The sequence below is a fragment of the Alteromonas sp. AWQ4_252 genome (assembly GCF_056158205.1).
This window is the reverse complement of the sequence record NZ_JBSWSV010000001.1, coordinates 3,747,466-3,757,840: the sequence shown is the minus strand read 5'-3', so window position 1 is coordinate 3,757,840 and position 10,375 is coordinate 3,747,466. Positions and strand designations below refer to the sequence as shown.

8 protein-coding genes are annotated in these 10,375 nt (G+C 42.6%); 3 read left to right on the top strand and 5 right to left on the bottom strand.

The genetic code is table 11. The features are described 5' to 3' along the window. Positions 1 to 2: 2 nt before the first annotated feature. The 5 genes from ACXACM_RS16540 to ACXACM_RS16520 all read right to left on the bottom strand — a co-directional run bounded on the left by ACXACM_RS16540 (position 3) and on the right by ACXACM_RS16520 (position 7,098). Positions 3 to 1,316: a nucleotide sugar dehydrogenase gene (locus tag ACXACM_RS16540; protein WP_474823110.1), complete on the bottom strand. Its 1,314-nt coding sequence runs from the start codon at positions 1,314 to 1,316 to the stop codon at positions 3 to 5. An 8-nt stretch (positions 1,317 to 1,324) separates the two neighbouring features. Further along, positions 1,325 to 2,545, bottom strand: coding sequence for a glycosyltransferase family 4 protein (locus ACXACM_RS16535; protein ID WP_474823109.1), 1,221 nt, complete (start codon positions 2,543 to 2,545; stop codon positions 1,325 to 1,327). A 33-nt stretch (positions 2,546 to 2,578) separates the two neighbouring features. Further along, positions 2,579 to 5,158 (bottom strand): tetratricopeptide repeat protein, encoded by a 2,580-nt coding sequence (locus ACXACM_RS16530; protein ID WP_474823108.1) that lies wholly within the window; start codon positions 5,156 to 5,158, stop codon positions 2,579 to 2,581. A 161-nt stretch (positions 5,159 to 5,319) separates the two neighbouring features. After that, a complete protein-coding gene (gene pepA / locus ACXACM_RS16525; protein WP_474823106.1) occupies positions 5,320 to 6,081 on the bottom strand; it encodes a flocculation-associated PEP-CTERM protein PepA in 762 nt (253 codons plus the stop codon). Between the two features lie 159 nt (positions 6,082 to 6,240). Continuing rightward, positions 6,241 to 7,098, bottom strand: coding sequence for a ThiF family adenylyltransferase (locus tag ACXACM_RS16520; RefSeq protein WP_474823105.1), 858 nt, complete (start codon positions 7,096 to 7,098; stop codon positions 6,241 to 6,243). Positions 7,099 to 7,215: 117 nt separating this feature from the next. Here ACXACM_RS16520 and ACXACM_RS16515 point away from each other — a divergent pair, with 117 nt between their 5' ends. The 3 genes from ACXACM_RS16515 (at position 7,216) to ACXACM_RS16505 (ending at position 10,374) form a co-directional block, all read left to right on the top strand. Beyond that, positions 7,216 to 7,977: a S1 family peptidase gene (locus ACXACM_RS16515; RefSeq protein ID WP_474823104.1), complete on the top strand. Its 762-nt coding sequence runs from the start codon at positions 7,216 to 7,218 to the stop codon at positions 7,975 to 7,977. A gap of 93 nt (positions 7,978 to 8,070) precedes the next feature. Continuing rightward, positions 8,071 to 9,345, top strand: a complete 1,275-nt coding sequence (tviB, locus tag ACXACM_RS16510; protein WP_474823102.1) for a Vi polysaccharide biosynthesis UDP-N-acetylglucosamine C-6 dehydrogenase TviB — start codon at positions 8,071 to 8,073, stop codon at positions 9,343 to 9,345. 12 nt (positions 9,346 to 9,357) lie between these two features. After that, positions 9,358 to 10,374 (top strand): NAD-dependent epimerase, encoded by a 1,017-nt coding sequence (locus ACXACM_RS16505; protein ID WP_474823100.1) that lies wholly within the window; start codon positions 9,358 to 9,360, stop codon positions 10,372 to 10,374. Position 10,375: the final 1 nt, after the last annotated feature.

Genomic DNA, 10,375 nt, shown 5'->3' with positions numbered 1-10,375 from the left:
AGCTACCAGCAAATCCCTTCGTAACCTTCCAGGCCAACGGCAGCTTCATTAATTCTTACGAGATCAATAACGTGCTTATCTTTAGGTATGTTGGTAACCACTTCTCTGAACTGTTCGTCACCGTTACCAATTACTAATACCTCGCTGGCATCGATAACATCTTTAATGTCGGTCACCATTAATTTGGAGATGTGAGGTATTTGATTGAGTATGTAATCTTTATTAGCACCAACGATTGCCGCAAGATTCACGTTTCTATCGTATAGCTTTAATTCATACCCTTTGCCTAATAGTCTTTCAATGAGTTCTACGATAGGGCTCTCGCGCAAATCATCGGTGCCGGCTTTAAAACTAAAGCCCAAGATACCGATTTTGCGTTTACCTTTTGAGGTGACGAGGTTAATACCGTTTTCTACTTGTTGTTTGTTTGATGGCAAAATTGATGACAATACCGGTGTGTTAACGTCCAGAGCGCCGGCTTTGTACACCAAAGCCCGAACGTCCTTCGGTAAGCAAGAACCGCCGAATGCGAAACCGGGCTTCATATAATAAGGAGAAATATTGAGCTTGGTATCCTGGCAGAAAATATCCATTACCTTGTGGCTGTCTACATTCACTTTTTTGGCAATGTTGCCAATCTCGTTTGCAAAGGCGACTTTTAAAGCATGCCAGACGTTATCTGTATACTTAACCATTTCAGCGGTTGCGAGATCAGTACCAATTTTCGGCCCTGGTAAGGCATCATAGATGGCCAGGATATCATTCAGTGTAGTGTCGTCAGAGGCACCTACTACTGTTTTCGGCGGGTTGTAGAAATCATAAACCGCCGTGCTCTCACGCAAGAACTCAGGGTTAATACAAAGTCCAAAATCTTCTCCTGCAACCATGCCTGAGGCTTGTTCAAGTGTGGGCTGAACTATATCCGCCATGGTGCCGGGCAACATTGTTGAGCGAATAACAACAATGTGGCGAGAGGACTTTTCTTTAATCACACTGCCGATTTCTTCACACACGCGACGGACAAATTTGAGATCTAAACTACCGTTTAGTTGACTTGGTGTACCTACACACACAATAGAAATATCGCTGTTTTCAACCGCATCCTTACAATCAGTTGTCGCGCGCAATCGGCCTTCTTTTACACTTGAAGAAATTATCTCGCCGATATCCTTTTCGATAATCGGTGTTTTACCTGCATTGATTAAATCAACTTTTGCTTGTGTTGGGTCTACCCCAATAACGTGATGACCATCATGGGCTAAACAACCGGCTGATACTGCACCCACATACCCTAATCCAAAAATACTGATGTTCATGAAAAATCCTATTTATTTCTTGCTGTATTGAGCATATCAACAAAATCTTGTGTGACCGTTTGCCAGCTGTAATTTTCTTTTACCAAGCGGTAACCATTATTGGCAATCTCAGTGGCTTTTGTATTGTCTTTTAGTAGAGAAACAGCCGCTTCAGCAAATTGCTCGTGTTCATCCGCAATCATGATATTTTCATCATGAGTAATGGGCAGACCTTCAGCCCCGATGGTTGTTGAAATCACGGGTAGCCCTGCAGCCATGGTTTCAAAAATCTTAATACGAGTGCCACCACCAATCCGAAGTGGCACAATTGAAGCAGTCGATGCTGCCAGATAAGGCCTTACGTCATCGACTGTTCCTGTAACAGTGATACTGTCGTCAGCTTCACCTAACTGAGTAATTTTGTCTGGAGGGTTTCTACCTAATATGGTTAATGTTACCTCTGGCACTGCTTTTTTGATCATGGGGTAGCAGTGCTTGATAAAGTCTTCAATACCATCAATATTTGGCATCCAGTCCATTGAACCAAGAAACACCAGTGAATTGTCTACAGGCTTACGGGGAATTTCCGCGAAAAATTCGAGGTTTACACCAGTTTCAACGTGACCTAATACATTCGTCAGTCCGAATTCATTTTTGAATACGTCTTTATCGAAATCACTTACTGCAATGACGCCATCAAACCACTGGCAGGTTTTACGTTCAAAGGCAGCAAAACGTTCCCATTGGTTTTTGTAAAATATTTTGCTGCCAGGATTACCGGCGTTTTTATAATGCCGCTCCCAAATGTAGCTCTCAACATTGTGTTGGAACAATACATAGGTAGTGTTTTTCTTTTTCGGCAAAGCGGTAAGATTTACCGACAAGGATAGAAAATCGCATACCACAACATCAAATTCGCTGCTTTCTAACAGCTTACGCAGCGTTTGCTGAATAGTGTCAGTGGTGTATTTATCAATGACATAAGGCAAAGATGTGGTCAGCACATTTTTGGCCACATCGGCTAATACATTAATCTTACTGCTTTTGTTGTCTTTCCACTCTGCGAAAACCTGGTGATCGGAATAATCAGTTATGTTTGGCGTCGCCGCCGTGCCAGATTCCTTCAAAGTGAAATATGTAATGTCATAATGGTTTTTCAACTGCACCATCATGTTGTAGGTACGAATTTTACCTCCACTGTTTAAAGGGTAAAGTTCATCTGCCTTAATCCATAGTAACTTGGGTTTCATAGTTTATTCTTGGTATTCACTGTTGCTACAAGTTTAACGCTTGATAGCGCTTTCGATTTTATTTTTAGTATCAAGAAGCGCGTTATTACTTGGCTGGAGGCTAAGAGCCTGCATTATCCAACGATTGGCTTCGTCTAACTGCCCCTGTTGCAACAACAACCAGGCGAGATTATTCATCGCTTGCCAGTGTCTGGGCTTAGCTTTGAGTAGCGCTTGATATTCAGATACAGCTTTTTCTCCATCAACTTTTGATAACTCGCTAATATAAAACAAATCGGCGTTATCATAGCCAGGTGTGCGTTGAGCGGTTTCTTGTAAAACAGTCAGCCCTGCTTCTGTATCACCAGTTTCTTTTAACGCTTTATATAAGAGTTGAGCAGATTTCAGTGTACCAAGAGATTTATAGGCGTCTCTTAATGCGGGTAGTGCGGTTGCATAATCGTTCTTCGCTGCGGTCGCCCTGCCGCTTATTTGCTGTGCCCCCGGACTATTTCGAAGCTCCGCGGGAAGACTCGTGATCAATTGGAGCGCTGCATCATACTGCCCGTCGTTCACTAAAATGTGTGCTTTAAGTAATTTGATTCGATCACTGTTTTTTAGGTTTTCTGGCGTATTGTTTAATACACGAAGGGCTGAACGATTTCCTTCAGCCTGCATTTTCGCCTCTACAAAGGCTTCAAATACCTGCTCGGTAATCCAGCCGGCTTTGATGTTTCTTCGCAGCACATCAATGGCAGCAAGGGGCTGGCTTAGTGCAAGATAAGACCGCGCGACAAGATAATCTGCTTTTGGTTGGGTTTTGTAGTCAAATACACTTGTACGAGACAGGGAAACGACATCTTTATAATCGTTTTGCAAAAAAGCGGCATGAATAAATGTATAAGGAGTTGCTTTTCCACTATCTTTCAATAATTTATCGATATTTTGATAAGCAATTCGTGCTTGACTTGTATTTGCAGCCGCAATAGTAGCGCCTGTCAGTGCAATTTCGTCATTTGGGTCCCTTTTAAGAAGAGACATATATGCTTCAAGAGCTTCGTCGAAGTTCTGCTCTCGCAATTCCTTACCCGCATAATACCTGAGAGCCTGTGGGTTTGACGGTGATAAGCGCTTGATTTCTTCAAAGATGCTATCAAGAGCCTCAGTATTACCGACAAAAGATTCGAACTCGCTTGAAATAAGGTAGTTGTCTATTTCATCTGGTTCATCGTTTATCCATTCCGAAATAATTCTACGAGCTTCTTCAATTTCCCCATTACTCGTTTTAATTCCAACAAGCAGAAGCTTGGATTTATAGCTTTGGTCTTCACTGGCAGAGTTAACTATCTGCTGAGAAGAGCTTTCAACCAGGCTCACCGCGGTTTTATCACCAGCCCCGAGTTTTAATAAACCTAGTTGTTGTTTTTCTTCACTCGAATTGAAGTTATCGGCCTCAACTCTTTGAAGAATAGCCGCTGCTTCACCACGTTCCCCTGAAAAAAGTAACGCAGAAGCGGCTTTGGTTGCCAAACGATTGTTACTGGAAATAAGGGCCGGAAACTTCTCATACATTTTGTAGGCAGAGAGTGAATCTCCGGCACTCAGTTTTGCAGCGATATACATCTGCAAACCAGGATGACTTGGCGGCAAAGCATCGACTATTTTTTCAAGATAAGAAAGTGCTTGTTCATAGTTGCCAATTTGAAAATGTGAAATCCCGGCAACATACACAGATGTAGGTGTAACCAGGTTTTGACTTATAGCTATTTCAATATGTTTAGCTGCGTCGTCGAAATTATTACGTGATAACGCAATAAGTGCTTTTTGTTGGTTTGCCAGTGGGTTTGTTGAAGAAATATTTAAAATTTTATCAATATATTCTTCTGCTTCACTGTAACTTCTCGCCATTAACAGAACTTCGGCTATTTTCAGATTTAATTGAGCGAAATAGGGCTTCAATGAGAGAAGATCTTGATACGATTTGGCTGCGAGATCAAAATCACCTATAGCCTGTTGGATCTCTGCGATAAGAGACCTTAACAACCAGTCTGTTGGATATTTATCAGCTAACGCATATAGGGTTTCTTTTTTTTCAATGTCGTCTGATAGCAGAAAATGTCTAATGACAAACTCAGTATCTTTTATCCTTTCTAAATCGTTCTCTGAAGCTTTTTCTTTGGCCATCTCCAGGTGCTGTACCGCCATTTCCTCAGACTTTGCTCTGCCGGAGATGACTGCTGCAATAAGTTCGACTGAGGTGCGCGCCTCACCATTTAGTTCGTTTTGAAATTCTTCTAGTGTAACCTCGAAAACGTCGAGGTCAGCCATTGAGTAAAGGGCCAGGAAATATTCTTGTGCGAAGTCGTTAATGTTCGCTCGTTGTGTTAGTGCTTTGTCGAATGTGGCGATAGCGCTTACCATATCTCCAATATCGAAGTAGATCTTAGCAAGTTCTATTCTGGGGCGTACGTCATTGGGTGAGTCCTGAACAGCAGATTTTAGTTGAATGATCGCCCGCTTATAATTACCGTCTTTCAACGCGATTTCAGCTTCAGACATTCGCTGATCTACAGTTATTTTGCTACATGCAAACAGGAAAAGGGAAGATGCTACAACGGTGCTGATTCTTTTCATTAACTTTCTATCCATAAATTACATAATGTTCCAATGTGTCTACGCCCATCACTGTAAGCTTTATTATAACAAATTAAAAGTATGAAGCCTTATCTTGTGTTGTTAGATTTAAGACATAAAAAAAGGCAACCGAAGTTGCCTTTTTTCTTAGAGTAAAAAACTTATTTGTTTTTACGACGTGCTGTGAAGCCCAGACCACACAGGCCAAGAGCAAGAACTGCAACAGTTGATGGCTCTGGAACATTTACTGGGTTAGTGAATACAGCAGATAAATCACCGCTAATATCTGGCAGGTTACCCAGAGTATCAAAGTCACCGTTAACTGTAACAATTGAGTAGAAAGGTGCTGGGTCTACAAAGTAGTCCATGCCGTCAGTAGTCAACGTGAAATCAGTGAAATCGAAGTTGAAGTTACCAGTACCGTTCTCATACTCGCCATAAGCGTTTTGAACTGCAGTTGCTGAACCGATCATGATGTCATCACCGTTTCCGTCTGTAACAGTACCAGCCAGAAGGTTGTCAGAAACAGTATCGAAGCTTGGGTCAATCCACAGTGTGAACTCACCAGAAGTTGCAGTGAATTCAGTTTCTGCTGGGTTTGAAGTACCGCTTGCAGTTAATACAGCATAAAGGCTGTAGCCTAAGTTGCCGATGTTGAAGCCAAGCACTGAAGTATTTTGAGGGCTTGTACCTTCGTCAGCAACAATTGATGTGAAAGTTGCGAAAGCACCAGTAGTAAAACCACCCATGCCGTCAAAAACTAAACTTTCAAAATAAGAACCATTAAATTTATCACCAGTAATCTCAGTACCGCCGTAATCTGCTTCGTCAACAGTGAAGTCCAAGAACTCAGCAGAGCTAGTGAAAGACGCCGCCAAACCAGCAGTTAATGCGAGGGATTTTACAACTTTATTAAATTTCATAACCATCTCCATATTCATATTAGTTCGGCTGTTAGGCCTCGATAAACAAATAGCAGTTATGATGCCAACTTTTTAACTTGCTAATATTAAAGGGTTTTGTTGTTTTATAGGAAAGACGGAAACTTCTGCTGTAAAATTCCCTGACACCTTGTTTGTACGTTATTTGAGCACTACGTTTTTAGCAATCTTATATTTAAGACGCTGAAGGAGGCCTCTATTACCAAAAGGGCACCATGTTTTGCTGAATTTGGCTTTGTAAGCATCAAAATGAAGTCCATAGGGCGCGTGTAATACTTTACCTCTATTGAGTAAAATCTTTAAAGCCTGAGTTTCTGCTATACCGGCACACAAATTCACGGCCATGGCGGTGGACGGCCCTTTCTGTGCTTTAAAATCTACTGATGATGGGTCTACCAGGTAATCCCGCTGCAGCATGGCAGGTGATAAGCCGATTAAAAACTGAATAAGTTGTTCTTCTTCTGTCTTTTTATCCTCGAAGCGAAAATATTCTTCGTAAGTCATCTTTCCCGGCATAAAGCACAAGAAGGCTGCGCCCATACCCAGAGGAGCAGCGGTTATTACCGGTATTCCTTTGTCATAGCATTTGGAAAAAACTAACTTGCGTGCTTTAAGAGCAAAGAAGTCGAGACTATCAACATATAGATCCACGTCCTGCAGAAAATCATCCACATTACTTTCATTAATTCCGTCGGGATATACACCTATCTCCATAGTAGGGTTTATATCTGAAAGCATCTCAGTGGTTACATCAATTTTGTTTCTGTCTTTTGTAGACACAAACGCGCCGCACTGACGGTTCATATTGTGAATGTCGAACTGGTCGAAATCTGAGATGTTAATTTTTCCGACACCCAGCCTGGCAAGCGTTAAACAATGCAGGCCGCCCACACCACCACAACCGGCAACGGCTACGCGCTTAGCCCGTAACAGTGATTGCTCTTCTTGCGTAACCCATCCAATATTTCGTGAAAATGCTACGTCGTAATTAAAATTCATATAATACTCGGTTATCCTACGAGACAGCGCAGATATACTTCTTTTAAGAATATCACGCTATGATGACATTATACCTGCGTCTTTGTGAATAATTGGAACCGTTAAAAAGGATTTTAGATGAAAAAGCTGAGTCTGTTACTAATACTTTTTAGTTTTTCCCTCTCTATTGAAGCAACCAAGCTGCCAGACCTGGTAGACAAAGTGAAACCTGCAGTGGTTGGCGTGGGCTTTTACGCACCGCTGGCTACAGTAAGTCATCAATTAAAGGGAACTGGCTTTGCTGTGGCGGACGGGCGCTATGTAGTTACAAATCATCACGTTATTGAAGCAGTACCTGAGCAAGAAGATATCAAGTTTAACCGCGTAATATTTGTTCCCAAAGGCACTAAACATGCAGTCGTGCAGGTCGAAGAAGTGTATAGCGACGAGAAACACGATCTCGCCATATTGAAAATTAAAGGCAAGCTTCCTGTAATCCCTCTGGCAAACCCTGACAGCGTAGTGCGAGATGGAACGGAAATCGCTGTCACCGGCTTTCCCATCGGCGCTGTATTAGGGTTGTATCCTGCTACCCACAGAGGCATAGTTGCCGCTTACACACCAAATATTATTTCCGCGGCAAATAGTCAGCAGTTGTCCCAGGCGTTTTTAGAAAGCCTCAAGAACCCTTTTATGGTTTACCAACTGGATGTAACGGCATATCCCGGTAATAGTGGAAGTCCGGTATATAATGTAGAGAATGGTGACGTTATCGCGGTGATAAACAAAGTCTTCGTAAAGCAGACAAAAGAAGCCGCCATTAGTACGCCCAGCGGCATTACGTATGCGATTCCGGTCAAACATATAAATGCACTAGCTGAAAAGCATCAGCTTTTTTGATAAATAAGTCGCTAACGTCGCCTATTAGAAACATTTCCATGGCGTGAAAAATGTGACAACATTTCTGAAATTGGTTTGGGAAACACCAGAATTATGACAATTGAATTTAATAAAATTGCCGTTATCGGCCTGGGTTACGTTGGGTTGCCTTTGGCTGTTGCTTTTGGCAAGAAAAGAGAAACGGTGGGTTTTGATATTAATTCCCAGCGTGTAGAAGAACTGAAAACATTTAAAGATCATACGCTTGAAGTTTCAGAAGACGAGTTACGACAAACTCAGTCGCTGTCGTTTACGGATGATAGCGCCGTGCTTAGCGATTGCAATGTCATCATTGTAACTGTGCCTACGCCAATCGACAAAAACAAGCAGCCCGATATGACACCGCTTCTCAAAGCCAGTGAAATGATTGGTTCGGTAATTGCTAAAGGCACCACGGTTATTTATGAGTCAACTGTATATCCTGGGGCGACAGAAGAGTTTTGTATTCCTATTATCGAAAAAGTTTCCGGGCTTACATTTAATGAAGATTTCTATGCCGGATATAGCCCTGAGCGGATTAATCCGGGTGATAAGAAGCACCGCCTGGAAAGCATTGTTAAAGTAACCTCAGGCAGTACGCCTGAAATTGCTGATAAAGTAGATGCGCTGTATAACGAAGTCATTGAGGTTGGCACGCACAAAGCCAGTTCAATTAAGGTTGCCGAAGCCGCTAAAGTGATAGAAAACACGCAGCGCGACTTAAATATTGCCCTTATTAATGAGTTGGCAATGATATTTGAAAAAGTGGGTATTGATACCGAAGAAGTTTTGGAGGCGGCGGGTAGTAAGTGGAACTTTTTACCATTTCGTCCGGGCCTGGTAGGCGGGCACTGCATTGGAGTTGACCCTTATTATCTCACCCACAAAGCTGAAGAACTGGGACATCATCCTGATGTTATCCTTGCCGGTCGCCGTATCAATGACCGTATGGGAGAGTATGTCGTATCCCGTCTGGTTAAAGCCATGTTGAAAAAACAAATCATGGTTAACGGTGCGAACATTTTACTCTTAGGGATTACTTTCAAAGAAAACTGCCCGGATATCCGAAATACAAAAGTAGTTGATATCGCGAAGGAGTTAACTGACTACAACGTGAATCTGGATATTTACGACCCGTGGGCGGAGTCAGAAGAAGTACAGCATGAGTACAATCTCACATTGGTCGATGCGCCAAAACAGCAGCATTACGATGCAGTCATTGCCGCTGTTGCCCATAATCAGTTTAAAGCGTGGACGCAGGATGAGTTAAGAGGTCTCTGCAAAGCGGAAAGTATTATATTCGATCTTAAATATATGTTTGATAAACAGAGCGTTGATATTCGCTTATAAGGAATAGTATCCATGAAAGTACTGGTAACAGGAGCCGCAGGCTTCATTGGCTCTCACGTTTCAATGGTTTTATTGGAACGTGGTGATGAAGTCGTCGGGTTGGATAACCTGAATGATTACTACGATGTTTCTCTTAAAGAGGCGCGTTTAGCAAGGGTTAAGGCGTTGCCAACGAGCGACAAATTTACCTTTGTTAAAATGGCAGTAGAAGATCGCGAAGGTATGGAGGCGCTGTTCGCCGAACACAAATTTGATAAAGTGGTTCATTTGGCAGCTCAGGCTGGCGTGCGTTACTCTTTGGAAAATCCCCACGCCTATATTGACGCCAACATTGTTGGTTTCATGAACATTCTTGAAGGCTGTCGACACAACAAGGTTAAACATTTGGTTTATGCGTCTTCAAGTTCAGTGTACGGCGCCAACGAAAGCATGCCGTTTGCTGTTGAAGACAATGTTGATCATCCGGTATCCCTCTATGCCGCCAGCAAAAAAGCCAATGAATTGATGGCGCATACATACAGCCATCTGTACGGTTTACCAACAACTGGTTTGCGTTTCTTTACTGTGTACGGACCTTGGGGTCGTCCAGACATGGCATTGTTCCTGTTTACCAAAGCTATTCTCAACGATAAGCCAATCAAGGTGTTTAACTTTGGTAATCACCGTCGCGACTTCACTTATATTGATGATATTGTTGAAGGGATCATCGCTACGCTGGACAATACCGCTCAACCCAATCCTGAATGGACTGGTGAAGCACCGAGTCCAGGTTCCAGTAAAGCACCGTGGAAGGTGTATAACATTGGTGCCCAAACGCCGGTACATTTGATGACGTATATTGAAACCCTGGAAAAAGCGTTGGGCAAAGAAGCGGAAAAAGAATTGTTGCCATTGCAGCAGGGTGATGTGCCCGATACTTACGCAGATGTAGAAGCCTTGGTTAAAGATACCGGTTACCGTCCGTCAACGAATATTGAGACGGGAATTGGTCGATTTGTTGAATGGTATCGCGACTTTTATAACGTTTGAT